The sequence below is a fragment of the Peribacillus sp. TH27 genome, assembly GCF_016650915.1.
GTDB classification, from domain to species: domain Bacteria; phylum Bacillota; class Bacilli; order Bacillales; family DSM-1321; genus Peribacillus; species Peribacillus butanolivorans.
Window position 1 is genome coordinate 1,524,192 of sequence record NZ_JAEKEV010000002.1, and the last position, 25,274, is coordinate 1,549,465.

The window sequence follows — 25,274 nt, forward strand, 5'->3', positions numbered from 1 at the left end:
ATCTTAAATCTCCTCGGTATTTTCAAAAATCAGTAAAATCATATCACCATTCAAAATCCAAAATTTTACTTTATTTTAAATTATAGTATGTTGAATCGACTAATACTTAGAGTTAAGCTTAATTTAAGAATGATTTAATAAAATTACTAATATGAGATTTAATTCTATGAATTAAGGGTATATAAATAACAATGCTTTCTAGCTACCTTAAAATTTATTAATGGAGGCAAATATGAAACAACGTGATTTTTTCTTTGATAACGCCAAGTTCATTCTCATGGCCTTTGTCGTCTTTGGACATTTACTAAATACGTATATACACGACAGTGAAACAATTTACGCTCTATATAAAACCATTTATTCCTTTCACATGCCTGCTTTTATACTTGTTTCAGGGTTCTTTGCAAAAGGTTTTTATCAAAAAGGGTATTTAGCTAAAATTACAAAAAAATTAATTTTACCTTACATTATTTTCCAATTGATATATACCGTTTACTATTATTTCTTATATGAACGTACTGCCATCACAGTAGACTTGCTTGATCCTCAATGGTCGCTTTGGTTCTTGATCAGTTTATTCTGTTGGAACATCATGCTACTTGGTTTTTCAAAGCTAAAGCCTTCAGTAGGCATAGGTTTATCTATTTTAATCGCTTTATTAATTGGGTATATTGACAATATCTCCAATTACCTTAGTCTCTCAAGGACATTCGTTTTTTTCCCGATGTTTTTAATCGGTTACCATTTAAGCAAAGATCATTTAAAAAAGTTATTCACACCCAAAGTTCGTTTGGCTTCACTTGGTGTCATGTTAGTGATTTTTATCGGCTTTTATTTAAATACCGATATAAATTATAAATGGCTGCTCGGTTCGAAACCCTATGCCGAGCTTGAAGATGCGACAATCGTGTCCATGTTTAAGCGACTAGGATTTTATGGATTGAGCGTAATTTCAGTGTTTAGCTTTCTATCCTTCATCCCACGCGGACAATATTTCTTTACCAATTGGGGTAAACAAACTTTATATGTGTATCTGCTGCACGGCTTCCTCATTCGTTTCTTCCGTGAAAGCACGATACAGGACTACTTCAGTAATACAGAGAGTTTTATCATGCTTGCCGGCCTCTCATTCTTGATCACTGTGTTATTGTCAAGCCAAATGATTGCTACAATGGCCCAGCCAATCATCGAATTGAAAGCAACCAAAACAAAACGTTTCATGACTAAAACAAAAGAGTATATTAAACAAGCATTTTGAAATAAAACGGATAAAGCAGTTTCTGCTTTATCCGTTCAGACTGTAGACAAACTCGATGAAAATCGAGTTTGTCTACAGTTTTTTTGAGGGGGTGTAAAAATTCGAACGTTGATTTCCACTCCAGGCACTCGCTTTCCGCGGGCGGTCAGGGAGCCTCCTCGGCGCCTTTGCGCCTGTGGGGTCTCCCTTGGACACGCTTTTCCCGCAGGAGTCTCGCACCTTCCGTTCCAATCAACTCTGTTTTAACAATTAGAAATAAACACTTTTTCCTACAGTCTTTTTTGTTTTAATATAGGAGTATTAAAACTTGAGGTGATGACGATGCTTTCGAAACATAATTCTATTCAGCGAGATCAACTTGAAATGATTACTTTGGATCAACTGGTGCCAGCGAACCATTTGGTTCGTAAAATTGAGGGGGCCATTGACTTCACTTTCATTTATGACTTGGTGAAAGAGATGTATTCAGAGATAGGCCGCCCAAGTATTGATCCAGTTATTTTAGTTAAATTGACATTCATTCAATATACCTTCGGTATTCGTTCGATGCGTAAAACGATTGAAGAAGTTGAAACGAATATGGCTTACCGTTGGTTTTTAGGTTACGGTTTCCATGATAAAGTACCTCACTTCTCAACGTTCGGGAAAAATTATGAGCGTCGCTTTAAAGATACAGACCTGTTTGAACAGATTTTTTATCGTATCTTAATGACAGCCTCAGAAAGAAAGTTAATTAGTGCAGAGCACGTATTCGTTGATTCAACACATGTGAAAGCCAGTGCGAATAAGCGGAAATCCGAAAAGAAAATCGTTCGTAAGGAAACACGAGCATATCAAGGACGCCTTCAAGAAGAAATAAATCAAGATCGTGAAAACAATGGAAAGAAGCCTTTTCCACCGGATAAATTTGATAAAGAATAAACCAAAGAAATTAAAGAAAGTTCAACTGACCCTGAGAGTGGCTACTATGTAAAAGATGAACGAACAAAACAGTTTGCCTATTCATTTCATGCGGCTGCAGACCGCAACGGTTTTGTGCTGGGGACGATTGTAACACCAGGAAATACGCATGATAGTCATATCTTAGAGCCTCTTGTTGAACAAGTGATTGAGAAAGTTGGAAAACCTGAAGCTGTTGCCGCAGATGCAGCTTACAAAACACCAGCCATTACAAGCTACCTTTTTGGGAAAGAAATCACACCAGCTTTACCCTATACACGTCCACGAACAAAAGAAGGGTTCTTTCGCAAGCATGACTATGTTTACGATGAACATTTTAATTGTTATCTCTGCCCATCGGGCGAGATTTTAAAGTACTCAACAACAAATAAAGAGGGCTATCGCGAGTACAAATCACCCAAACACACTTGTGCGACATGCTCATTTTTATCACAGTGTACAGTAAGCAAAGACCATCAAAAAGTGGTGACACGCCATATCTGGCAAAATTATATGGAAGAAGCAGATCATCTGCGTCACCACAAGGATGTAAAACCTATATATGCGAAACGCAAAGAAACAATAGAGCGTGTATTCGCAGATGCAAAAGAAAAGCATGGTATGCGTTGGACTACTTTAAGGGGACTTAAAAAATTGTCGATGCAGGCGATGCTTACATTCGCTGCCATGAATTTAAAGAAGATTGCCAATTGGACATGGCAAGGTCCAATAATGGCTTAATAAAGTGGGCTCGTAGAGGCCCAATCTCTTAATCTTGATCAAAATTCAAAGGGAATTTCAAAAGGGGTCCAGAATTAAAACATTCTGGACCCCTTTTGTCTACAAACTGAACGGATAAAGCAGTTTCTGCTTTATCCGTTTTTTCAAACATAATTCCATACCAACTTACAAGCCAAAAGCAAAGGCAATAGATTCCCCTTCATTAATAATAACGCATTTTTCAAATGGAGCAGGCTATGGTAAAATTACTCGTTAGTGCTTGTTGGCTTAAAAAGACATGTACACGAAAGGAGCCAGGCGTTTCTTTTACGCCCTTTAACATGAATATAATAATCAGTACTCTTAACGCAAAATACATCCATACATCGCTATCCATCCGATATTTAAAAGCTTATGCTCAGCCAGATTATGATGTACAGCTGGCAGAATATACGATAAAAGACCCGATTATGAACATCGTTGGCGACCTTTATTCCAAAAAACCTGATGTCATCGGGTTCAGTTGCTATATTTGGAACATCGAGGAAACAATGAAAGTCGTGGCAATGCTGAAAAAAATCAATCCTGAATTGGTTATCATTCTCGGCGGACCTGAAGTCACATATGATGTTGGTGAATGGCTTGACCAGATTCCCGGAGCTGATTTTATCGTAATTGGCGAGGGGGAAGTTACTTTTAAAGCTCTTTTATCTGAAATTGAAGGTGCTAACGATTATAAAAAAGTTGGTGGGATTGCCTATCGACAGGATGGAAAAAAAGTTATTCAGCCACAGAATGGCAAGGTGGATTTGAAATCCCTCCCTACCCCTTATCGATTGGAAGAAGACCGCGACGAGCTATCCAAACGTGTCACCTATATCGAAACAAGCCGTGGTTGTCCGTTTAGCTGTCAATTTTGTCTTTCATCGATCGAAGTAGGTGTCCGGTATTTTGATCGGGAAAAGATCAAAGAAGATATTAGGTACCTTATGGAAAATGGTGCAAAAACTATTAAGTTCGTTGACCGTACCTTCAATATCAGCCGGAGCTACGCCATGGATATGTTTCAATTTTTAATTGACGAACATCATCCTGGAGTGGTTTTCCAATTCGAAATCACAGCGGACATCATGCGTCCGGAAGTTATCCAATTTTTGAATGATCATGCACCAGCAGGGCTATTCCGATTTGAAATCGGCGTACAATCGACGAATGATCATACAAATGATTTGGTCATGAGAAGACAAAATTTCGAAAAACTAACACGGACAGTCACCATGGTCAAAGACGGTCAAAAAATTGATCAGCATCTTGACTTGATTGCTGGTTTGCCTGAGGAAGACTATCTTTCATTCAGGAAGACCTTCAATGATGTTTTCGAACTAAGGCCCGAAGAAATGCAGCTTGGTTTCTTAAAAATGCTGCGTGGTACAGGCCTACGGATACGTGCCAATGATCACGACTATATTTACAGTGATCATGCTCCTTATGAAATTCTTGGGAATAATGTTTTGTCCTTTGACGACATTGTCCGTATTAAACAAGTTGAAGATGTGCTTGAAAAATACTGGAACGATCACAGAATGGATCATACGACAGAGTTTCTGGTTGAATCGGTGTTTAATTCACCATTCGACTTTTTCCAAGAATTTGGTACCTTCTGGGATGAACAAGGCTGGTCACGAATCGGACATCAACTTGAAGACTTGTTCCGTCGATTACAGCAGTTTTTATCTTCCAGAGAATCAGCTGATTTAAAAACCATTATCGGACTCATGAAATTGGATTATTTCATGAATCAAAAATACAAACCACGTAAACCATGGTGGGATGCTTCTCTTGATAAACAAGGGCGCAAAGAGATTTATGAAGAAATTTTAAATAAACCTGAACATCTTGGATCTTCTTTCATTGCCTTGGGACTAAATGAAAAAGAAATTCACAAACACACATTACTTGAAGAACTTCCCTTTGATTTAGAAACATATTTAGCAGATGGAACCATTGTTAATAAACCATCGATTATGCTTGCTTATTTTGATCCGAGCGGAAAAGGCTCATCCATTTTTTCTCTTTCAAAATCTGATAGCATCATTTTATAAGAATAAAGGACGGATCCCAAAAAGGGTCCGTCCTTTATTCTCTATTTATTTTCACGTTTTTTATTTTCTGTAGACAATATTTCATAGATCTTGGATGCATTCATATCACCACTGAATTCCATTCCGAATTCCGTTCGTACTATTTCTTCTACCCGTTTTTCTTGAGAGTTGCGTTTGTTTTTATCCATTAACTTCTACCTTTTCTGCCTTGCTTTGAATTACGGTTGGCACCTTTCATGGCGTTTTCTTCAACTGCGAATTCATTTGAATATTCCTCTACTGCTTGGTTTTTCTTTGGCGTCGTACTTGCTTTGATTGCTCCATCTACATTGGCTTTCCGTTTCATGTTCATTCCACCTTTTTTAAAAAGTTTTACTTTTTAGAATGGGGTAATTCCGCTAAAAATTATTCAGGGATAATATATGGGTAGTCGAGTAAAATAACCCTAAAACGAAAGGGAGATACTTTATGAAAAGGAAATTGGATAATCCAATAATGGATGATACCCAACCTCACCAAATTAACGCACCGAGCTTTAAAGGTACCGGGATAAAACCGCAAGCTCCTTTTGTTAATGATTATGGAGTCGTCATTGGGGACAGCAAATATGCATCAGAAAACTCACCACTCGAAAATTGGAGCGAAGATACAGACCCAGAAATCATGGCTGGAGACGAATGGATACACCCAACTAATGATATTGGATGGAACTCAACTGAAAACCGCGAACTGTTAGAGGCAAAAAGAGCCCCACAAGCCCCTTTCATGCATCCTGATAAAGATGTGAGTATTAAAACGGATTAAATGACTCACAAGTCATATAGCCAAAATTCACTAGTAATACCCACATAAAATAAGGGTGTCCCCGGTAAGTCCGGTACACCCTCCTTCCTTATTTAACCTGCAAAATCAACTTTCCTTTTGTTTGGCGGGAGCTCATTTCTTCATGTACATCAGCAGCCTGTTCAAACGGATAAATACCTCCGATAGTCAGCGTTAGCTTACCAGACGCTACGTAAGAAAAGAGCTCTTTGATGCTTGGTAGCAGCAAATCTGGTTTTTTCATAATCTGCGGCAGGAAAAAACCTACCACAGATTGATTACGGCGCATTAAAACCTGTGGGTTCATCGTATATGCCTCACGGCTAGCATTACCAAAAACAACAAGTCGGCCAAATGGAGCCAAGCATTTCAGTGTTTTATTGAATATGTCTCCACCAACCATTTCCAGTGCGACGTCGACACCCTTTCCTCCAGTGGCCTCACGCACTTCCTGCTCCCAACCTTCTTTGGTGTAATTGATGAGAATATCGGCCCCCAGCTTTTTAGCTAGCGCCAGCTTTTCCTCAGTACTTGCGGTGGCAATTATTTTTCCAGCCCCGAAGATTTTGGCAAGCTGGACCGCAATCGTTCCAACGCCTCCTGCAGCTGCATGGACAAGTACCGTTTCACCCTGTTGCAGGCGTCCCATCGTTTTTATAATGTGATAGGCACTTAACCCTTGTAGCGGTAAGGCAACAGCCTCATGGAACTGAATCACATCAGGAAGAGGAATTGCAGAGAATTCATCCGATAAGGCATATTCGGCATATCCTCCCGCTTCAATCAGACTCACGACCCTTGTCCCCGGTTTGATTTTGGTTACTTCTTCACCAACCTCCACCACCACTCCAGCTATTTCCGCACCTGGTATGAAAGGTAGTGGTGTAGGAACCACGTATTGCCCTTCCCTTCTTGCTGTATCGGCATAATTAACGCCGACACAGTCAATTTCAATCAGCACTTCATGTCCAGTTGGCACCGGCTTTTCTTTATCAGTCATTTTCAGTACTTCCGGTCCACCGTATTCTTCAAATTGAATGGCTTTCATCACTGTTCCCCCTTGTTAGTTTCCAGTAAATTCAGGTTTACGTTTTTCTTTGAATGCCGCAACTCCTTCTAGATGATCTTCTGTAGACGCCATCAAGGTTTGGGTAATTCGTTCCTGTTCGAGCATTTCATCTAGTGTGGCCGTAAATGAATGACTAACGAGTTTTTTCATCATTCCAAATGCCTTTGTCGGTCCATTGGCAAGGTTGTCAGCAAGTTTCAACGTTTCTTCTTCTAGTTGATTTAGTGGAAATAAATAATTAATGACACCTAACTGATATAAGCGCTCGGCCGAAATCGGTTCAGCCGAAAAGAACAGCTGCTTTGCAAGATGAGGACCTACTAATTTTGGTAAAAAGTACGAACCTCCTCCGTCTGAAATCAAGCCCACCTGTGAAAAACTCATTGCAAATTGACTATCATCGGAAGCCACAATTAAATCGCATGCGAGTGCCAAATTGAAACCAGCTCCTGCCGCAAATCCATGAACTGCAGCAATAATAGGAACCTCAGAAGAATCCATCGCCAAAATGCAATCATTCATTTTACCAACATGATCATACAATTGTCCTGCCGAGGCTTGACCCATCGACTTAACGTCTCCTCCTGCAGTAAAAGAACGTCCAGCCCCTTTGATGACAACGGCCCTTATATGAGGCTTGTGCTTAACATCGGTAATCGTTTTCGTTAAGTTTGAGATCATATCTGGGCTAAAGGCATTCAAGCTTTCAGGACGATTCAAAGTCACGATTAATACATTATTATTTACTTCTGTTAATAAGTGTTCTTTTAACATTTACCCATCCCCTTTTCTACTTAATCAACCAGCCGCCGTCAACCAAAATATCGGTTCCTGTCATATAGGAAGCTTCCGGCGAAGCAGCAAACGTAATGACATTACTAATTTCCTCCGCTTTACCTACTCTTTCCAGGGCCGTGTTCCGTTGAATGGACTTTACGAATTTTTCATTCTGCAGACCATCCTCTGTTAAGGGTGTTTCAATAAACCCAGGTGAAACGGAATTGACACGTATGCCAACTCCAGCTAATTCCAGTGCTAGAGATTTAGTCAAACTGATTACTCCTGCTTTAGCGGAGCTGTAATGTGGGATAAATGCTCCAGCTTGATGTCCTGAGAGTGAAGCAACATTCACGATTGCCCGGTTTACGGAGTCACCATTCCCATTTCTAGCACCTTCTTCCATCACTTTTCCTAAGTACTTCGAAACAAGAAAGACACTTTTTAAATTGACATCTTGAATCATATCCCAATCATCTGTAGAGGTATCCAGAAGCTTCGAGGATTTCGATCCACCTGCGTTGTTGATTAAAATATGAAGATCCCGATATTGTTCTTTTACATACAGCGCCAACTCTTTTATATCTTCCTCTTCCGTCACATCTGCAGGAAAAATATCGGCCACGGGAATTGTATGCCGGGCATTGATTTCAGCAGCTACTCCCTTCAGCTTTCCTTTCGTCCGGCCCACTAATAAAACCTTTGCTCCTTCGTCCGATAAGCGCATTGCTGTAGCCTTTCCAATTCCAGATCCTGCACCTGTTACCACCGCTATTGACTGTAAAAACCTCATTCCTTCACCTCTTCAACTGGATTTGATAACATGTTATTACGTTTCCTGCCTTTTCAATTCAGCTTCGATTCTCCCATCTATCAACTCAGGAACAAGATTTATCGAACCTTTTTGAGAAGCCAATTTCAAATCATCAATCAAGTCATGTTTATCAAACAGCTGTCCGACATGTGATGATTGCAGAATATCAAAAGTATTGTCGGTATTCGTCTGATAAAAAGTGCAAGCAGCAATTGCTGCATCATTCAGACTGAACGTTCCATGTGCTCCAGTAATCAAGCACTCTATCAAATGACCTGCTCCGTAAAAGTCTTCCAAACTAAATTCACCCGAATTCCCCGAACAAACGATAATTATCGTTTCGGTCTGATGATCTTTTTTTATTTTTTCAGCAACAGAGGGATTATTTAACAAGGACGCTATATACACCTTTTTGGCTGCAGCAGAGTTTCTCAGTGCAACCGTCCCATTAGTCGTAGATAATACAAGCGTTTTATTGAGAACTAATTTACTCAAAAGCGTCGGACTCGGATACATGAATCCATCAACCGGCTTAGCCTTAAGTTCTCCTGCCAATAAATAATCCTCATGATCCAATTCCTTGCTTCTCAATAGGGCGTCTACAGGGTTAAGGACAGGAATTACTTGTCGGGCTCCATTATGAAGAGATGAAATGATAGTTGTAGTCGCTAATAAAACATCCAGGATGATGGCCACTTTCTCTCCTTCTAAAAGCTTTTCCCTATCTATCTCTTCTTTTTTTAATAGCAAATGTATGTTTTGTATATGTCCCATATTCTCAAGCTTCCTTCGCCGCAACATGGGCTGCATGGGTGATTAAGCTTTTGACCGTTATTCCAAGTTTAGAAAAGCGGAGATCATTGGTCTGTCCTTTTTTATAACGGTAATAGATTTGCTGAAGGATGACAGCTAACTTAAAGTATCCAAAGGTTAAATAAAAATCGATGTTGGAAACATTCCTGCCACTTCTCACTGCATAGGCTTCAATAAATTCTTGTCGGGTCAGAAAACCATCCAAGGTTGTAACTGACGCTTGTCCCAAACCGAATTTAATCAATTCTGGGTCGCTGCTTTCAGTCCAATAGCTCAAAGCAACTCCTAAATCTGCCAGCGGATCGCCAACGGTGGACATTTCCCAATCAAATAATCCTACCATTTCGCTTAGGTTTTGGTTAAACATTGCATTATTAATCTTGTAGTCATAATGGATAATGGAAGTTTGGCTATACTGTGGTATATTCTTTTGCAAATAATCGATAAGTGGCCCTACTTCTTCGATTTCATCTGTCTTTGCCCGCTCATATCGGGAAATCCAACCGTGTACTTGTCGCTCGATAAACCCTTCAGGCTTGGAGATTTCCGCTAATCCCGTCTTCTCATATGGAATTGAATGGAGGTCAGCAAGCTGATTAACCATGACATAAGAAAGCTGACGACACCTCTCTGAAGTCGGTTCGACTCCTTCGGGAAACTTAGAATCTATTACAACTCCATGTTTTCTTTCCATTAGAAAAAAGGGAGATCCGACGATTGAATCATCATCCGAAAACAGTATAGGTTCAGGAGCTGCTTGAAAATACGGGTTGATTGATGAAAGAATATGGTGTTCCCGTTTCATATCATGTGCCTTTGGAGCAACAGGACCAAGCGGCGGTCTCCTTAATACAGCTTCCCACTCTCCCATCTTCAACTGATAGGTCAAATTGGAATACCCTGTAGAAAACTGTTGCAGTTCTAACGGTTCATTTGGTAGGTCCAAAACATTTTTTCTCAGAAAATCTTCTAATGTACTTAAATTCAGTTCCTCACCGGAACGAACAGGAATCGTATCATCAACCAATTTCCTTCACTCCTTTACACTTTAGTGAATCTAGGTATGAACAAGATGTGAGATAAGCTTATCTTTTATCATTACAGGAATAGGTTCACTTTTCTGTTCAGTAAAATTGAAACAAACTAAGACCGCACTCCCCTTTGCAATGGCCTCTCCAGTTTGTGAACAATAGATGTCATGGACCATTTCACAGCTTTTCGTGCCTACCTTTGTCAAATATGTCCGAATAGTTAAAAGCTGGTTGTACCCCTGAGAAATAAAATCGCATTTTGTGGAAGCAAGCAAAAAATTCCACTCTTCGACATTTGTCGCTAATCCCAACGCTTCAAAAAATTTCATGCGGGCTTCTTCGAGGTAAATAAAATAACTTGTGTTATTGATATGGCCCAAGGCATCCGTTTCTGAAAAGCGGACGTTAACTTTTAATTCATGCATTATGTCCCTCCTTGTTTTATCGATGTAAGAAAGCAGGTTTCCGCTTATCTAAGAATGCTGAAACTCCTTCTTTCACATCTTCAGTTTGGAAGATTTCTTCAAAAAGATTTGTTTCAATCTCTAATCCTTGTTCAAGTGTCGATTCGCTTCCTTCATTTATAGCCTTTTTAATTCTCGAAAGCGCCTGAAGTGAATGTCTCGTCATTCGTGAGGCTAAATTTTTTGCCTCTGTTAACCCGCATCCCTGCTCGACGACTTTATTGACGAGCCCTATCTTTTCTGCTTCTTTTGCATTAAGTGAATCACCGGTAAAAATAATTTCCTTTGCTTTTGCATTCCCAACAAGTCTAGACAAACGCTGTGTACCCCCAGCTCCTGGAAATAAGCCTAATTTCACTTCCGGCAGGCCGATTTGCACCTGTGCTTCGGCTACCCGCAAATCGCAGGCCAGAGCTAGTTCGCATCCGCCTCCTAAAGTCATACCGTTTAAGACAGCAATCGTCGGTTTAGGAAAATGATCAATTTTATTTAAGATTGCATGACTTTCCCTTACAGTTTCTTTCATATTCGGATTTCCCATCATTTGTGGAAATTCTTTTATATCCGCACCTGCAGCAAATGCAATATCGCCTGCACCAGTAATGAGTACTGCTACCGTTTCATTATCTTCTTCAAGCTCAGTAAATACTTCCAACAAACCCTTAAATACATTTTTACTGATTACGTTTAATGGAGGATTATCAATGGTTACAATAGCAAGCTTATTTTCCTTTTCCACTCTCACTAAATTTCTCATTTTTTCACTCCTTTGTTTGGATAGTCATACCAGCCCTTACCTGTTTTCCTTCCTAAATGTCCTTGTTTCACCTTTTCTTCAATACAAACATTTGGTTTATCTTCAGGATTTCCAGTTTCGTCATATCGCTGTTGCATGACGAAATAACTTACATCAATACCTGATAAGTCCATCAGTTCAAACGGGCCGATTGGATGGCTTAATGCTTTTCGACAAATTAAATCGATATCCTTGTAATCAACGATTCCTTCTTCATACAGAAATAATGCTTCACGCTGTAATGCACCTAAAATTCGATTGGCAACAAAACCTGATATTTCTTTCCGTAATAAAATGCCTGTCCTGTTCATTTTCTGAGTTACTTCCATTGCAAGCTTTGCTGTTTCTTCAGATGTTTGATCACTCATGACAACTTCAACACAATCCATTACTAAAGGTGGAAAAAAGAAATGCATATTAATAAACTTATCTGGACGATTTGTCACACCCGAAAGGAGACTATTGACGATAGTTGAACTATTAGTCGCAAAAATTGTTTCTGCTGGTGCCAACACCTCTAGTTTGGCGAAGACTTCCTGTTTCACATCAAGTTTTTCTACAATCGCTTCGATGATAAGATCCGCCCGGCTTGCCGCCTTTTCCAAATTGGTAGTATATTGAAGGCGACTGAAGGCTGCCAGTTTACGATCTTCAGTCAATTTTCCTTTTTGGACCCACTTAGCCAAAATATCTTCCAATTTTTCCTTAGCTGTTATTAAAGCATTTTCTTGAACATCCTGGAGAACTGTCTCGAATCCTCCAAGTGCTGCAAGCATCGCAATCTGATGCCCCATCTGGCCGGCTCCAATTACGGTTATAGAATTAATTTGCTTGTTCGGCATAACGTCATTCTCCCTTCTACTAACTAGTTAGTATGTAATTTATCTTCCTTCTTCAATTCCCTGTAAAATCATTCCCATAAAAATCCTTGCCACTTCCTGATCTGTTTTTTCCCCATCTGGATCAAACCAATGATAGCTCCAATTGGCCACACCCAAAATCGCAAACGAGATGATAGATGTATCGAGATTGGAGCGAAACTCTCCACTCTCGATACCTTTTTTAAGCAACTGCTCAATTCTATTACGGAATTCATCACGCTTAGGAAGGATCTGAGCCAGTTTTTCTTCACTTAGATTTTTCATTTCACGAAAAAAGACCGTAGCGCTTGATTTTTTTGTTTTGATACTCTTTAAAAGCATATAAACCATTTCGAAAAGCTTATCTTTGCAGCTTTTTTCAAGAACCTGAATGATTTTTTCCTGCTCATTTAGGAGCTCATCTATGTAAGCCAGATGAATATCCATAAGCAACTGTTCTTTGCTCGTAAAGTAATAATAAAACGTTCCCTTCGTCACACCAATCGATTCAACAATATCCTGAATAGACGTCTCACTAAAGCCCTTCTTTTCGAATAAACGTATGCTATTTTCTGTCATTTTTTCTTTCATGTAAGCATCCTCGCATTCTGTTTAAAATTTCAGGTGAATTGATATCATACGCTTTCGTATTATCAAGCCATATTATTTTTTAGAAAATTCTTCTCTTAAAGCTCGCCTTAAAATCTTTCCGACGTTTGTTTTCGGAAGCACTTCACGAAATTCTACAAGTTGCGGGACCTTATAGGCCGATAGGTTTGCACGGCAATAATCGATGATATCCTGTTCGCTTGCCTTCTGATTACTTTTAAGAACAAGCACTGCTTTAACGGACTCTCCTCTATAGGTATCCGGAACTCCGATAACAACCGCTTCCTGAACAGCTGGATGTTCATAAAGCACTTCTTCTACATCACGCGGATAAATATTATAGCCACTTGCAATAATCAAATCTTTTTTCCTGTCGACAATATAGAGATACCCGCCTTCATCAACCTTGGCAATATCACCTGTATAAAGCCAGCCATCCTTCAGAGTCACCGCCGTTTCCTCAGGCATATTCCAATAACCTTTCATCACTTGCGGTCCTTTGATAATTAACTCTCCCATTTCACCCGTAGCTACTTCCTTTGTTCCGTCTCCTAGATCCACCACTTTATAATCAGTGGAAGGGAAACCAATCCCGACACTACCGGTCTTTCTTTCAGCAAATATAGGGTTACAATGCGTTGATGGGGAAGCTTCCGAAAGACCATAGCCTTCCATTATTTTCGCCCCTGATTTTCGTTCAAACTCACGAAGCAGTTCCATCGGCATCGGGGCACTCCCGCTGTTACAGACCCGAATCGAACCCATACCGTATTCTTCAGCCTTAGGGTGGTTCGTTAACGCGACGTACATAGTAGGTACACCAGGGAAAATGGTAGGCTGTTCACGCTTAATTGTTTCTAATACTTCCTCTATTTCAAACCGTGGCAGTATAATTGAATCACCCGCAATATACACCGATAAATTCATTGCAGACGTCATTCCAAACACATGAAAAAGTGGTATGACCGTCAGAGTTCGTTCACAACCTATTTTTAGTTCATGCTTGAAGAACTCATAAGATTGAACTACGTTTGCCAGAATATTGCTGTGTGTCAGCATTGCACCCTTCGAACGTCCCGTTGTGCCTCCTGTATACTGAAGTACGGCTATATCATTTCCCGGATCAATTGTTACTGGAGTAATGTTGCCATCGCCTGTTTTTATAAATTGATCAAATGAAATATCAGGTTGGAAATCTGCATCAGATGGTTGTAGGCTGACTACTATAATATTTTTCACATTTACATTCTGCTGCACACTTTTCACTTTTGGATATAGTCCGTCTAACACCACAATTGTTTCGGCACCAGAGTCCTGTAAAATATGCTGCAACTCTCTTTCAACCAACATTGGATTGATTTGTGTAATAATGGCACCTGTAGTCAATGAGCCATAGTAAGCTATGACGTATTGCGGACAGTTAGGGAGCATTATTGCTACACGATCACCCTTTTGGACACTCTTTTGTTGAAGAGCTGAAGCGAAAGCTTGTGATGCAAAGAAAAGCTCCTGATAAGAAATCTTTCGACCATAAAAAGTAATTGCTGTATTGTTTGGATAGGACTGAAATGTGTTTTTAAGGATCTGCTGCATCGGAAACTCAGGAACTTTTATTTCCTTAGGTATTGAATCAGGATACATTGACAGCCACTTTTTTTCATTCATCATTACATACCCTCCAGCCATATTTAATTACTTTTCATTACATTGCATGCGAACCCCCATCAACTATTAAGATATTCCCCGTCACATAATCGGAGGCTTTCGAGGCTAGGAAAATCGCAGCTCCTTTTAAATCATCATCACTCCCTAACCTTTTAAGCGGAGTGGATTCCAAGATAGGATTTTTTCCTTTCTCAAGAACGCCTTTGGTCATTTTTGTCGGAAAGAATCCAGGTGCTATCGCATTTACATTAATATTATGCTGGCCCCATTTAACGGCTAAATCCTTTGTTAAGGTAATTACTGCCCCTTTGCTCGTATTATAGCCGACTGTATCAAGGACCCTTGGGTCCGTCCCGCCAAGTCCCGCGACAGAAGCAATGTTTATGATTTTTCCATACCCCTGATCGATCATGATCCTACCTACAGTCTGACTCATGATGAAGGTTCCAGTCACATTGACATTCATTACCTTCTGCCAGGCTTCAAGGGGCATATCAACGGCAGGAGCTCCCCAGGATGCCCCGCTATTATTTACTAAAATATCTATAGATCCGAATGCTCTGTAAGTTACGTTCACTACTTCCTGTACATCTACCGGGTTGGTAATATCACATTTGATGGAAAGCGCCCTCACTCCCAGCTTCTCGATATGCGATGCAACTTCATCACATGCCTCCTTCTTTCTGGAACAAAGAACCACATTGGCCCCTGCTTCGGCAAAGCCAGTCGCTATTTGTTCTCCAAGCCCTCTTCCTCCACCTGTAATAATCGCTGTCTTTCCGGTTAAATCAAATAGATCAGTCGCTTTCATATTTTCACCTCATGCTTTTGGTGTTTGCGAAGTTCAATTTTAGCGATTTGCGAACGGTGTACCTCATCCGGACCATCGGCAAGCCTCAATGTCCTGGCATTTGCCCAATGAGCCGCAAAAGGGAAATCATCAGATATACCTGCTGCGCCAAACCCTTGGATGGCACGATCCAGCACTTTTAATGCCATGTTAGGTGCAACCACTTTTATCATGGCAATTTCCGCCTTCGCTTCCTTGTTTCCTACAGTATCCATCATATATGCAGCTTTTAAAGTCAAAAGCCTGGCTTGCTCAATTTCAATACGGGAATCTGCCACCCATTCCATAATCACACCTTGTCTCGCCAAAGGTTTTCCAAAAGCGACACGATTTTGAATACGCTTACATAATTCTTCAAGCGCTCTTTCTGCAGCTCCGATAAGCCTCATACAGTGATGTATTCTTCCAGGACCAAGCCTTCCTTGAGCAATAGCAAACCCTTTCCCTTCACCCAAAAGAATATTCTCGCTTGAGACCCTCACGTTTTCAAAAGTTATTTCAGCATGTCCATGAGGTGCATGATCATAACCGAAAACAGGGAGCATTCTCTCAATTTTGACTCCCGGTGTATCCAGCGGTACGAGAATCATAGATTGTTGTTCATGCTTAGAGGCGTCTGGATCGGTCTTACCCATAACAATAGCAATTTTACATCGTGGATCACCAGCTCCAGAAGACCACCATTTCCGACCGTTTATTACATATTCACTACCGCTTTTTTCAATTCGGCACTCAATATTGGTTGCATCAGAAGATGCCACTTCTGGCTCTGTCATTGAAAAGCATGAGCGGATTTCCCCAGCAAGCAACGGCTTCAACCAGCGCTCTTTATGTTCATCAGTACCATAACGAACCAATACTTCCATATTCCCAGTGTCAGGCGCATTACAGTTAAAAATTTCGGGTCCTATCATCGATCTTCCCATAATTTCACAAAGCGGCGCATATTCAAGATTGGTTAAACCAGCTCCATAATTGCTTTCCGGTAAAAATAAATTCCAGAGTCCTTCTTCCTTTGCTTTTGCAGTTAATTCAGATAAAACCGGCGGTATTTCACTCCAGCGGCTTTTCTGTTTTTCGAGCTGCTTATGATACACCGATTCATTTGGGTATACGTATTTCTCCATAAATTCTGTTAACTTCTTTTCCAGATTTTTTACTTTTTGTGTATGTTCAAAGTTCAAATTAATTCCTCCCTTTCAACTCACTAACCGGTTAGTATGTTAACTTTCTTTTTACAGTATACAACTATTTTTCCTTTTTTTTCAATTATTAAATAAATTAATTTCCTGCTAATCCACTTCCTTGCTTCAGAACATCCATATCTCTTGGTTCAACTATCGGGAAGACACAAACGATTTTCGTACCTTTTTTTAGTTCGCTAGTAATGAATACTTTACCACCATGTTTCTCAATGATTTTAAAACATACTGAAAGTCCTAATCCTGTTCCCGTTGATTTCGTAGTGAAGAATGGTTCACCAACTTTTTGAAGAGAGTTTTCTGGAATCCCCTCCCCCTCATCCAAAATGCTTATATAAACTTCATTGTCTTTTTCATATATATTCACAAAAATATTTCCGCCATCTGTCATCGATTCAATGGAGTTTTTTATAAGGTTTATTAGTACTTGTTTGATTTGATTTTCATCACAATATATATAAATCGACTGTTCATTATAATTTTTATGAATTTGAATATTATTAAGTACGGCATTGGTTTCCAACAAAGTAATCACATGATTGCAGGTTTTTTTATATCTTTCTTAAGAAACTCCTCTTCACTTGGCTTGGAAAGCAGCAATAGTTCATTTAGGACTTGCTCGATTCGATTTATTTCCGAAAAAATAATGTCATAGTATTCCTGTTTATCGGCACCCCCGTCTCTGATCAGTTTTACAAAACCTAAAATCGCTGTCATGGGATTTCTAACTTCATGAGCAATCCCTGCAGCAAGTTGGGCAGCCGTAGATAATTTACTGGAAGTAATCGCTAAATTTTCATTCAAACTTACAAGCTTTTCCTCTGCATGCTTCCGTTCATTAATTTCTGATAATATTCCTGCCGTTCCGATGAATTTCCCTGCCTCGTCATGAATTAATTTGACAAATGCTTCGACCCAGGTCGTCTCCTTTTTCGAATTATTCAATTTAATATCCACACGAAAATATTTTTTTCCTTGATGAAAGGATTCTGCAAACGTTTTCAAAACTTCTTGATACGATGTATTATCCATACTTTTAGAAAAGTGAAGCCCGAGAGTTTCGTTAACAGTAGTACCACTCATCAATTTCCAGGCAGGATTTAAATATAGCCATTTTCCTTTCTCATCTGTTTGGAATATAACTTCATTGAAGCTATTGACCAATTCTTTCGAGTACTTAGAGAAAATTCGATAACGCCCTTCACTATCCTTCAATAACTCAATCATTTTTCGGTTTTTATCATAGGTAGCGCCTAATAACCAAGCTATAGATACAATTGCGACTATATATATTCCTGCAAAGGTGGAAACTTTATGTACTTCAAAATACATCCATCCTATAAATGGCAATATTAATATAAAAAATAGTGCAGGAACAAAAATCCTTCCAACGTATTTCTTTATTTCCTCCACCTCCTTACCAAAATAATTAAAAAAATAATCGATTAAATTCCAGCAAGTTAGGATTTGAATTTAGCATATACCTTACATTAAAATGGTAATTAATTATCTTATAGGTACATTTCAACATAATTACTTCGATTCCTGCAAACAACTCAAAAAACCTTTCCACAATGGAAAGGTCTCTGATATAGCTAAAACATTATCCAATAATGACGCGTTCTTTTGGATAATGGTAATTCTCCGTAACTTCTTTATGACCAATGATATAGAGAAGGGACGTAATCCCGACCCGGCCAATAAACATGATAATCATAATTACAATTTTACCGATATTACTGAGTTCGGGAGTGATACCCATTGAAAGACCCACAGAACCGAAAGCCGAACATACTTCAAAAATGATTTGCATCAAAGTAAAATTCTCAGTAATTGCTAAAATGAATACTGCCATAATGCATAATAGGGATCCCATGATCATAACTGCTGTCGCCTTACGAATATCATCAGGATGAATCTCGCGTTTGAATACTTTAATAGATCGCCTTCCCCTCATAAAATTCCATAAAAAGAGAATCATTATAGCCAGGGTTGTTGTCCGGATACCTCCTCCCACTGAGCTAGGAGATGCTCCAATAAACATCAATATGCTCATCAATAAAAGGGTTGGTTCCGAGAAATCGCTCACATTCATCGTTGTTAGGCCACCACTTCTCGTATTCGAAGACATAAATAGAGAGTAGAAAAATGATTCATGCCAGCTCTTATCTTTTAAAAACCCGTTCATCTCTAGCAGGAAGATAAGGATAGTTCCCCCAATTATAAGACACAAGAAAGTGACTGATGTCAGTTTTGTAAACAAAGAAAAATGAAACTTATAAGTACGTGCACTATTGGATACAAATTCTTTCAACTCAATTAAAACCGGAAATCCAATTGCTCCAAGGGTAAGTAGGATAATCGTGATAAACTGTACAAAATAATCGCCTTTAAATGGAATCATTGAAATACCGGTAATATCAAAACCAGCATTCGTGGTGGCACTTACAGCTAAAAATAAGCCATTTAAAAAGGCTTCTTTCCAGTTTGGATAATAATTCAGAAAGTAAATGCCTAAAACAAGAGCCCCAATCATTTCAATTACGACAAATATCTGAATGATTTGAATCAATAATTTAACAAGCCCCGATAGATTCGATTGGTTTTGATCGGTCATGATCAATTGTCTTTCCTTCAAGCCGATTTTCTTACCCAAAATCAACCAGAAAAAGGTTCCAAGTGTCATAATGCCAATACCACCAAATTGGAGAACAAACATTAGAATGAAATAGCCTACCTCATTAAACACTTCGGGCATACTAACAACTGTTAGACCTGTCACACTAACTGCACTTACGGCTGTGAATAAAGCATCCATGAATCCCCATTTTACGCCTGGCTTAAGAGCAACCGGCAGACTCAACAGTATGGTCGAGATACTGACAGCTAAAAAGTAATAACCGACGATAAGCTGTGCTGGTGTTAATTTTGCTAATAGTTTTTTGATAGCAAACATACAGAGTTTTCCTTTCTTACTCCTTTATAATTATGTGAATCACATAACCATTAAAAATCTAGTGTACCCTTTTTTCATTCTTTTTTCCATTCTCTTTTGAAACTGTCTTACTTGCAACAATAAGGCAGGTTTACCAATAAGTTTGATACTGCTTACATAAGTAAAACTCCTTTTTCTACTTATACTATCATTACAGCGGCAAAAGCCGTTGAAAACGTAAAGGGGAGATTCAAATGGCTAACAGCAGTAACAACCTTCTTGTTCCTGGAATCGAACAAGCACTTGAACAAATTAAATATGAAATAGCATCAGAATTTGGTGTACAATTAGGTTCCGATACATCCGCACGTGCCAATGGTTCAGTTGGTGGAGAAATTACAAAACGTCTTGTTCAGCAAGCTCAATCTCAACTTAAAGGTCAATAAATCCTATTACAATTGAATATCAATGGCTAAGAGTCCAGCTTTTAAGCTGGACTCTTTTTAATATTCCGTTCATTACCGTTTTCTTTATTATTCATTTCCCTCTTATTCCGTTCTGTCTTATTCCGTTCTGTCTTATTGCCCTTTTTAGTTTCGTGCTTTATACGATGGTCTTTACTTTTTTCACTTTCTTTTGCCTTTTCTTTGACTGATGGGTGTCTTTGCTTATCAATTCTCTGTTCAGTCTTTTCATTTGATTTGACCCACTTCCGCTCTTTCGATTGCTTGTCTTTTGAATGGTTGCTATGGTCTCTATTTGATTTCCCGTTCGGTTTTTTGTTTTTTTCTTGAAAGGTATTTTTCTCTTTGTTTTTTTCTTGAAAGGTATTTTTCTCTTTGTTTTTTCCGTTATATGGTCTATATGGTCTATATTGTCCATTTTTTTCTTTTTTATCTGATGTTTCCTTCTTTTGCTTATATTGTTTTTGCATTTCCCTTTTTTCGGTTAGTTCGTCTTTGATAACTGTTTTTTCCTTTTTCTCACTTGGAATGTTCACTTTTTCCTTTTTCTCACTTGGATTGTTCACTTTTTCCTTTTCTTGATTCGACTTGTTTTTATTGCTCTGCGATTCTCTCTTCTCTTCCAAGGTTTCGGTATTACCCTCGACATTTTTATCCGTTGCAGGTTCCCTTGTGTTCACTTTAACTTTCTCTTTATCCTCATTCAACTTCTTTTCAACATATTTTCCGGTAGACATGCCTTGTTTCCTAGCCTGCTTCCGATCAGTTTTCGTTGCTTGAATAACTTTCATCTTTGTTTGTGAAACATTTCCCTGCTCTGAAATTTCTTTAATCTCTTCTTTTAAATTCTTATCCAGTTTTTTATCTTTATCCAATAACGTTGTAGAAACAACTATTTGTTTATTTCCTTTCAAATAACCGAGTTTCTTTGTTGTTTCAACAATTCGGTTTGTGACCGTCTTAATTTCTTTACCTTTCCAGTTCGTCAACTTATTAATAACAAGCTTACCATCTTCGTTTAAGCCGGTAAGTTTGAGAACCTCTAATTGATCATTCAGCTCTAGTTCAATACTTGGATTCACATCAATTGTCATATATGCAGAGACATGCTCAGAAGAATACGATGGCAGAATAGAAAAGAGAATCAGAAGGGCAGCTGTTACACTAAGCACCGCCTTTTTTTTGAAAGATAAATGAAAGCTAGAAAAAGATAAAGTTACTTTTGGTTTAAAAGGTGAAAAAGTTATTTCTTCGCCCACTTCATACGTTCTTTCCTGTCTTTTGGTTTTTAGAAACTCGCCTTCGGGGGTTAATAGGGTTACAAAACGCTTATTTATTGAAAGAATAACTCCTTTTTTCATCCATTAATAACCCCTTTTATATAATCATTCAAATACAAAAAATCCCCGTTTATTATTATTGCAACAGCAATGATGTACTTTCGATTCCGTTCGATTGTTTTTCTGCTTACATCTACCTTTCCCTCAAGCTGTTTTACTGGCAGCCGCTTTTTTGTAAACAGGATTTCTTTCAAGTCGTCATCGTCCATTAACAATTTAGCAATCATTATCGCTCCCTTCCTAGCATCTGCATGTTTTGGAGAGTTTTCAACGAGATCATCAAACGACAGACCAAAATCCTGTAGATTGCTTATATAAAGTTGAATTTCTTCTTTTCTTTTTTCTGATTCCTTTTGTATTTCGTATTCCTGTATGGAATTTTCATTATCCAGATATATTTGGCTTTGATCATTTTCTTCGTTTTGAGAAAAATCCAGAATAATTTCTTTGCTTCTTGATTGGCTTCTTAAGTAATCAATAACCCTTCGCTTAACAAGGGTTTCGGCAAATGCCAACAAAGAACGGCCTTTTTCCGGGGAATATTTATCTATCGCCTCATTAAAAGCAATCAATCCAATACTGAATTCATCATCTGATTCGTATATGTAGCGTCTGCATACTGACGAGACGGCTTTGGCTATAAAAGGCTTAAATGATTCTATAATATCGTTACGAAGGCTAATATCGCCTTGTTGAATTTTCAAAACGGTTTCTTCTAAAGAACGCTTTTTTTTGAATGCTGTAAACAACAAACCAAGCATTTGCTCACCTCGCTCCTGTTGAACGGAAAAACGATCAACATATTTATCTTAAGCGGAGGGAGTCTAAAAGACAGTACCAAAAGAACTATTTTTCAATGATATCGAAATCACAAAATATATCCACATGAAAAAATACTTAGTTTTTTCTCGTTTATTACAGTGTAATTACAGTAAAATAACTTTTTTCTAGTTATTTCACAAATCAATGGGGCAATTGTCATTTTTTTTACCCAAATTTAATATTTACTTCTTTTAACATATCGTTCGTAAAAGGGTCTGAATTTTTGTGGGTCACACCCCAAAACCCATATAATGGATTTTGATTTACAATTAAAAAAACCAGGCGCGACTTGCACGCCTGATTTTTTTTATGCTTCTTGTATTTGTTTTTCTTTTTCTTTTTCTTTTTTGCTTGAAATGATCCATGCACTTATGACAATACCGATTAATACAACCCAGAAAATCGATTTCCAAAGTGTTGATTCCGGGAAATGGTGATCGATGACAGCTAACGAAGGGTGTGCAAGTGTGTATACCGCTAACTTTACCCCAACCCAACCTACAATTAAAAATGCTCCAGTTTCAAGTGAAGGACGCTGATGAAGCAATTTCACAAATCCATTAGCTGCAAATCGCATAATAATCAACCCGATCATACCACCGAGGAACATTACAGCGAATTGCCCCCCGTCAATTCCGCCAACTTTCATCCAACCTGTTGCAGGAAGTGTAACGGCCAGTGCAACAGCAGCCAACATGGAATCAATCGCAAATGCAATATCAGCAGCCTCTACCTTTACCACTGTCATCCAGAAGCCAGATTGTTTCTTGGGTTTAGTGACTTCCTTCTCACCTTTCCTAGCGTATTTTTTGTAAATATGCTGAAAAGCAATGAAAAGTAAGTAAATGGCACCGATTGCTTGAACTTGCCACACGTCGACAAGAAAGGAAATAAGGAATAAACTTGCAAAGCGGAAAACAAAAGCTCCCATCAGACCGTAAAACAAGGCTTTTCGTTGTTGTTCTTTTGGTAAATGTTTAACCATGACAGCCATAACGACTGCATTATCTGCAGCGAGTATTCCTTCTAATCCAACCAAGATAAGAAGGACCCAGCCATATTCCAATAATATTGATGCTTCCATGCATTCAACCTCCAATAGTTTGTATTTCCCTCGCTATCGGCATTGGCAAAATAAAAAGACCTCTGCCGTATAGGCAAAGGTCTTGCTGAACATGAAAACATGTCAACAAAGCCGATGAATGTCTCCACTCACGTAATGACGACTTTGTTTTAGGGCGAACCCTAACGCTACTCCCCTTTGTAAAAGGAAAATCAGTTATTAAGTATAATAATAGTATACGTGCTAATGGTGAAAATTACAATCTTTTTTTCTATAAGATAAAAATTCTAGAATTTCTATTTTCGTTTTTCCTTGGATATCTTAATTAATTGTAAATATTCTTTACCAAATTGAATCCAGTTGGTTTTTTCAGAAAAGTAGTGTTGGAACAGTGATAAAAACTTCGTATACTTCCCTTCATATGGATACCATTGAATTTCCGAATTCTTTTTTCCATTGTCTTTCATGATTGCTTTTTCATGACAAAAAATCCGCATTCCTTGTTCGCCATGATAACGGCCGATACCACTTTGCTTTGTACCACCAAAGGGTAAGTAATGATTAGCAACAGTAATCAGAACATCATTGATCGTTACCGCTCCTGTCACTAACTGGGATGCTACCCGATTTGCTTTTACCGTATCCATTGTCCAAACGCTCGAATTAAGTCCGTACTCAGTATCATTTGCTAGCCGGACGACCTCTTCCTCCGTATCGAATGGTACAACTGGCAGAACTGGACCGAACGTTTCTTCTTTCATAATTTTCATTGTATGATTGACATTGGACAATATCGTCGGCGGAATAAAATAGGTCTGACCCGTTTTCCAATCATTCGGTGAGGTTCCAGATTCAAGTATGGCACCCTTATTAAGCGCATCCTCTAGGTGTCCAGCAACAATATCAATCTGAGCCGGGAAGGTCATTGAACCAATATCATCCGTTAATCGTGTCCCCTGTTTTAAAGAATTAGACTTTTCTTTAAGCAAAGACAGAAACTCCTTATAAACGGGACGTTCCACATATATTCGTTCAACACTCATACACACCTGCCCGCTATTTGTAAAAGCCCCCCAAAGCGCTCCATTAACAGCCCGTTCCAAGTTCGCATCACGCAGGACAATCATCGGATCCTTTCCACCAAGCTCCAAAGTACTTGGAATTAGCTGTTTTGCTGCAACTTCACCAATTATTTTTCCGGTCCTGACAGAACCAGTGAAAAAAATATAGTCCGGTTTCTGCTCAGTTAATGACGCACCTAAATCTTTCCCTCCATGAGCAAACTGAACGGTCCCCTCTGGAAAACCTGCTTCATGGAATAAATTTTCTATGCACATTCCCACTAAAGGTGTCACCTCTGAAGGTTTGGCAATAACGGTATTCCCACCGGCAAGAGCATTCAGGATCGGGACCATTGCTAGTTGAAGCGGATAATTCCAAGGTGAAATGACGAGAACAGTTCCACGGGGCATATAATCAATATAAGATTTTTTCCCAATTAACATTAATGGTGTGGGAACCTTCTGTCTAGAAAGAGCTTTCACTGCATGTTTTTCAATATGCTTAATTGCATCAATAGTTGGCATGATATCCGCGACAAGCGCTTCAATTTTAACTTTGCCTGTATCTTTTGAAATAACCTCAGCTATTTCATCCATTTTGTTAACCATCAGTAAACGAAGGCGCTTTAAATATTGCAGACGTTCTTTGATAGGAAGTTTTGACCAGGTCTGAAACACTTGTCTTGATTTCGTATATAAATGAGGAATAGACTCCAGTGGCGTTTCATCAAGTTCGGCAATCTTCTCACCTGTTGCCGGAGAATACACTTCCCACTTGGTATGTAATTCTTCCATAAC

25 protein-coding genes and 1 pseudogene are annotated in these 25,274 nt (G+C 38.9%); 5 read left to right on the plus strand and 21 right to left on the minus strand.

Annotated elements, in window-relative coordinates:
- Positions 1 to 232: 232 nt before the first annotated feature.
- The 3 genes and pseudogenes from JFU24_RS08745 (at position 233) to JFU24_RS08755 (ending at position 5,019) form a co-directional block, all read left to right on the plus strand.
- The gene (locus tag JFU24_RS08745) at positions 233 to 1,258 is read left to right on the plus strand and encodes an acyltransferase family protein (RefSeq protein WP_201249854.1); all 1,026 of its coding nucleotides are present in this window, start codon (positions 233 to 235) and stop codon (positions 1,256 to 1,258) included.
- A 321-nt stretch (positions 1,259 to 1,579) separates the two neighbouring features.
- Positions 1,580 to 2,938, plus strand: a pseudogene (locus JFU24_RS08750) (IS1182 family transposase).
- Between the two features lie 320 nt (positions 2,939 to 3,258).
- The gene (locus JFU24_RS08755) at positions 3,259 to 5,019 is read left to right on the plus strand and encodes a B12-binding domain-containing radical SAM protein (protein ID WP_201250897.1); all 1,761 of its coding nucleotides are present in this window, start codon (positions 3,259 to 3,261) and stop codon (positions 5,017 to 5,019) included.
- Positions 5,020 to 5,060: 41 nt separating this feature from the next.
- On the opposite strand, the gene JFU24_RS08760 is transcribed toward JFU24_RS08755, so the two are convergent.
- Both JFU24_RS08760 and JFU24_RS08765 read right to left on the minus strand, forming a co-directional pair.
- Positions 5,061 to 5,207 (minus strand): hypothetical protein, encoded by a 147-nt coding sequence (locus tag JFU24_RS08760; RefSeq protein ID WP_169787512.1) that lies wholly within the window; start codon positions 5,205 to 5,207, stop codon positions 5,061 to 5,063.
- Positions 5,207 to 5,365 (minus strand): hypothetical protein, encoded by a 159-nt coding sequence (locus JFU24_RS08765; RefSeq protein ID WP_056530653.1) that lies wholly within the window; start codon positions 5,363 to 5,365, stop codon positions 5,207 to 5,209. The genes JFU24_RS08760 and JFU24_RS08765 overlap by 1 nt, the downstream gene beginning before the upstream one ends.
- A 122-nt stretch (positions 5,366 to 5,487) precedes the next feature.
- Between JFU24_RS08765 and JFU24_RS08770 the strand changes: the two genes are divergently transcribed.
- Entirely contained in the window at positions 5,488 to 5,823 is a 336-nt protein-coding gene (locus JFU24_RS08770) for a DUF3905 domain-containing protein (protein WP_201221547.1), read from the plus strand.
- 88 nt (positions 5,824 to 5,911) lie between these two features.
- Here JFU24_RS08770 and JFU24_RS08775 read toward each other — a convergent pair whose 3' ends face one another.
- The 15 genes from JFU24_RS08775 to JFU24_RS08845 all read right to left on the minus strand — a co-directional run bounded on the left by JFU24_RS08775 (position 5,912) and on the right by JFU24_RS08845 (position 19,747).
- On the minus strand, positions 5,912 to 6,889 hold the full coding sequence (locus JFU24_RS08775) for a quinone oxidoreductase family protein (protein WP_201221549.1): 978 nt from the start codon (positions 6,887 to 6,889) through the stop codon (positions 5,912 to 5,914).
- Positions 6,890 to 6,904: 15 nt separating this feature from the next.
- A complete protein-coding gene (locus JFU24_RS08780; RefSeq protein ID WP_201181663.1) occupies positions 6,905 to 7,684 on the minus strand; it encodes an enoyl-CoA hydratase/isomerase family protein in 780 nt (259 codons plus the stop codon).
- Between the two features lie 16 nt (positions 7,685 to 7,700).
- Positions 7,701 to 8,480, minus strand: a complete 780-nt coding sequence (locus tag JFU24_RS08785) for an SDR family NAD(P)-dependent oxidoreductase (protein ID WP_053345118.1) — start codon at positions 8,478 to 8,480, stop codon at positions 7,701 to 7,703.
- A 36-nt stretch (positions 8,481 to 8,516) separates the two neighbouring features.
- Complete coding sequence (locus tag JFU24_RS08790) at positions 8,517 to 9,275, minus strand: 2-phosphosulfolactate phosphatase (protein ID WP_207196294.1); 759 nt, start codon at positions 9,273 to 9,275, stop codon at positions 8,517 to 8,519.
- A gap of 4 nt (positions 9,276 to 9,279) precedes the next feature.
- Positions 9,280 to 10,341, minus strand: a complete 1,062-nt coding sequence (locus JFU24_RS08795; RefSeq protein ID WP_201221551.1) for a phosphotransferase family protein — start codon at positions 10,339 to 10,341, stop codon at positions 9,280 to 9,282.
- A 30-nt stretch (positions 10,342 to 10,371) separates the two neighbouring features.
- The gene (locus JFU24_RS08800) at positions 10,372 to 10,770 is read right to left on the minus strand and encodes an acyl-CoA thioesterase (protein ID WP_201249855.1); all 399 of its coding nucleotides are present in this window, start codon (positions 10,768 to 10,770) and stop codon (positions 10,372 to 10,374) included.
- Positions 10,771 to 10,786: 16 nt separating this feature from the next.
- Entirely contained in the window at positions 10,787 to 11,566 is a 780-nt protein-coding gene (locus JFU24_RS08805; RefSeq protein WP_116821739.1) for an enoyl-CoA hydratase/isomerase family protein, read from the minus strand.
- Entirely contained in the window at positions 11,563 to 12,447 is an 885-nt protein-coding gene (locus JFU24_RS08810; RefSeq protein ID WP_201181667.1) for a 3-hydroxyacyl-CoA dehydrogenase family protein, read from the minus strand. The genes JFU24_RS08805 and JFU24_RS08810 overlap by 4 nt, the downstream gene beginning before the upstream one ends.
- Before the next feature lie 39 nt (positions 12,448 to 12,486).
- Positions 12,487 to 13,056 carry a TetR/AcrR family transcriptional regulator gene (locus JFU24_RS08815; RefSeq protein ID WP_201181668.1) on the minus strand — a complete coding sequence of 190 codons (570 nt, stop codon included), beginning with the start codon at positions 13,054 to 13,056 and terminating at the stop codon, positions 12,487 to 12,489.
- Positions 13,057 to 13,128: 72 nt separating this feature from the next.
- Positions 13,129 to 14,739, minus strand: a complete 1,611-nt coding sequence (locus JFU24_RS08820) for a long-chain-fatty-acid--CoA ligase (protein ID WP_274606932.1) — start codon at positions 14,737 to 14,739, stop codon at positions 13,129 to 13,131.
- 37 nt (positions 14,740 to 14,776) lie between these two features.
- Positions 14,777 to 15,550: an SDR family oxidoreductase gene (locus JFU24_RS08825; RefSeq protein WP_201181671.1), complete on the minus strand. Its 774-nt coding sequence runs from the start codon at positions 15,548 to 15,550 to the stop codon at positions 14,777 to 14,779.
- Positions 15,547 to 16,773: an acyl-CoA dehydrogenase gene (locus JFU24_RS08830; RefSeq protein ID WP_057213375.1), complete on the minus strand. Its 1,227-nt coding sequence runs from the start codon at positions 16,771 to 16,773 to the stop codon at positions 15,547 to 15,549. Before JFU24_RS08830 ends, JFU24_RS08825 begins: the two co-directional genes overlap by 4 nt.
- Positions 16,774 to 16,870: 97 nt before the next feature.
- Positions 16,871 to 17,317, minus strand: a complete 447-nt coding sequence (locus tag JFU24_RS08835) for an ATP-binding protein (protein WP_201249856.1) — start codon at positions 17,315 to 17,317, stop codon at positions 16,871 to 16,873.
- Positions 17,318 to 17,322: 5 nt separating this feature from the next.
- Positions 17,323 to 18,123: a histidine kinase dimerization/phospho-acceptor domain-containing protein gene (locus tag JFU24_RS08840; RefSeq protein ID WP_201221555.1), complete on the minus strand. Its 801-nt coding sequence runs from the start codon at positions 18,121 to 18,123 to the stop codon at positions 17,323 to 17,325.
- Positions 18,124 to 18,394: 271 nt separating this feature from the next.
- A complete protein-coding gene (locus tag JFU24_RS08845; RefSeq protein ID WP_201181675.1) occupies positions 18,395 to 19,747 on the minus strand; it encodes a TrkH family potassium uptake protein in 1,353 nt (450 codons plus the stop codon).
- Between the two features lie 233 nt (positions 19,748 to 19,980).
- On the opposite strand from JFU24_RS08845, the gene JFU24_RS08850 reads away from it, so the two are divergent.
- Complete coding sequence (locus tag JFU24_RS08850) at positions 19,981 to 20,172, plus strand: alpha/beta-type small acid-soluble spore protein (RefSeq protein WP_034314196.1); 192 nt, start codon at positions 19,981 to 19,983, stop codon at positions 20,170 to 20,172.
- 41 nt (positions 20,173 to 20,213) lie between these two features.
- Here JFU24_RS08850 and JFU24_RS08855 read toward each other — a convergent pair whose 3' ends face one another.
- From JFU24_RS08855 to JFU24_RS08870, 4 genes are all read right to left on the minus strand, one after another.
- On the minus strand, positions 20,214 to 21,551 hold the full coding sequence (locus JFU24_RS08855) for an anti-sigma factor domain-containing protein (protein WP_201249857.1): 1,338 nt from the start codon (positions 21,549 to 21,551) through the stop codon (positions 20,214 to 20,216).
- Positions 21,548 to 22,291 (minus strand): RNA polymerase sigma factor SigI, encoded by a 744-nt coding sequence (gene sigI / locus JFU24_RS08860; RefSeq protein ID WP_201249858.1) that lies wholly within the window; start codon positions 22,289 to 22,291, stop codon positions 21,548 to 21,550. The genes JFU24_RS08855 and sigI overlap by 4 nt, the downstream gene beginning before the upstream one ends.
- Positions 22,292 to 22,659: 368 nt before the next feature.
- Positions 22,660 to 23,436, minus strand: a complete 777-nt coding sequence (locus JFU24_RS08865; protein WP_201181680.1) for a TerC family protein — start codon at positions 23,434 to 23,436, stop codon at positions 22,660 to 22,662.
- Between the two features lie 275 nt (positions 23,437 to 23,711).
- Complete coding sequence (locus JFU24_RS08870) at positions 23,712 to 25,271, minus strand: aldehyde dehydrogenase family protein (RefSeq protein ID WP_201249859.1); 1,560 nt, start codon at positions 25,269 to 25,271, stop codon at positions 23,712 to 23,714.
- Positions 25,272 to 25,274: the final 3 nt, after the last annotated feature.

Coding starts and splice junctions, on each gene's coding strand:
- JFU24_RS08745 (WP_201249854.1), top strand. CDS start 233: ATGAAACAACGTGATTTTTTCTTTGATAACGCCAAGTTCATTCTCATG.
- JFU24_RS08755 (WP_201250897.1), top strand. CDS start 3,259: ATGAATATAATAATCAGTACTCTTAACGCAAAATACATCCATACATCG.
- JFU24_RS08760 (WP_169787512.1), bottom strand. CDS start 5,207: ATGGATAAAAACAAACGCAACTCTCAAGAAAAACGGGTAGAAGAAATA.
- JFU24_RS08765 (WP_056530653.1), bottom strand. CDS start 5,365: ATGAAACGGAAAGCCAATGTAGATGGAGCAATCAAAGCAAGTACGACG.
- JFU24_RS08770 (WP_201221547.1), top strand. CDS start 5,488: ATGAAAAGGAAATTGGATAATCCAATAATGGATGATACCCAACCTCAC.
- JFU24_RS08775 (WP_201221549.1), bottom strand. CDS start 6,889: ATGAAAGCCATTCAATTTGAAGAATACGGTGGACCGGAAGTACTGAAA.
- JFU24_RS08780 (WP_201181663.1), bottom strand. CDS start 7,684: ATGTTAAAAGAACACTTATTAACAGAAGTAAATAATAATGTATTAATC.
- JFU24_RS08785 (WP_053345118.1), bottom strand. CDS start 8,480: ATGAGGTTTTTACAGTCAATAGCGGTGGTAACAGGTGCAGGATCTGGA.
- JFU24_RS08790 (WP_207196294.1), bottom strand. CDS start 9,275: ATGGGACATATACAAAACATACATTTGCTATTAAAAAAAGAAGAGATA.
- JFU24_RS08800 (WP_201249855.1), bottom strand. CDS start 10,770: ATGCATGAATTAAAAGTTAACGTCCGCTTTTCAGAAACGGATGCCTTG.
- JFU24_RS08805 (WP_116821739.1), bottom strand. CDS start 11,566: ATGAGAAATTTAGTGAGAGTGGAAAAGGAAAATAAGCTTGCTATTGTA.
- JFU24_RS08810 (WP_201181667.1), bottom strand. CDS start 12,447: ATGCCGAACAAGCAAATTAATTCTATAACCGTAATTGGAGCCGGCCAG.
- JFU24_RS08815 (WP_201181668.1), bottom strand. CDS start 13,056: ATGAAAGAAAAAATGACAGAAAATAGCATACGTTTATTCGAAAAGAAG.
- JFU24_RS08820 (WP_274606932.1), bottom strand. CDS start 14,739: ATGAATGAAAAAAAGTGGCTGTCAATGTATCCTGATTCAATACCTAAG.
- JFU24_RS08825 (WP_201181671.1), bottom strand. CDS start 15,550: ATGAAAGCGACTGATCTATTTGATTTAACCGGAAAGACAGCGATTATT.
- JFU24_RS08840 (WP_201221555.1), bottom strand. CDS start 18,123: ATGTATTTTGAAGTACATAAAGTTTCCACCTTTGCAGGAATATATATA.
- JFU24_RS08845 (WP_201181675.1), bottom strand. CDS start 19,747: ATGTTTGCTATCAAAAAACTATTAGCAAAATTAACACCAGCACAGCTT.
- JFU24_RS08850 (WP_034314196.1), top strand. CDS start 19,981: ATGGCTAACAGCAGTAACAACCTTCTTGTTCCTGGAATCGAACAAGCA.
- JFU24_RS08855 (WP_201249857.1), bottom strand. CDS start 21,551: ATGAAAAAAGGAGTTATTCTTTCAATAAATAAGCGTTTTGTAACCCTA.
- sigI (WP_201249858.1), bottom strand. CDS start 22,291: ATGCTTGGTTTGTTGTTTACAGCATTCAAAAAAAAGCGTTCTTTAGAA.
- JFU24_RS08865 (WP_201181680.1), bottom strand. CDS start 23,436: ATGGAAGCATCAATATTATTGGAATATGGCTGGGTCCTTCTTATCTTG.
- JFU24_RS08870 (WP_201249859.1), bottom strand. CDS start 25,271: ATGGAAGAATTACATACCAAGTGGGAAGTGTATTCTCCGGCAACAGGT.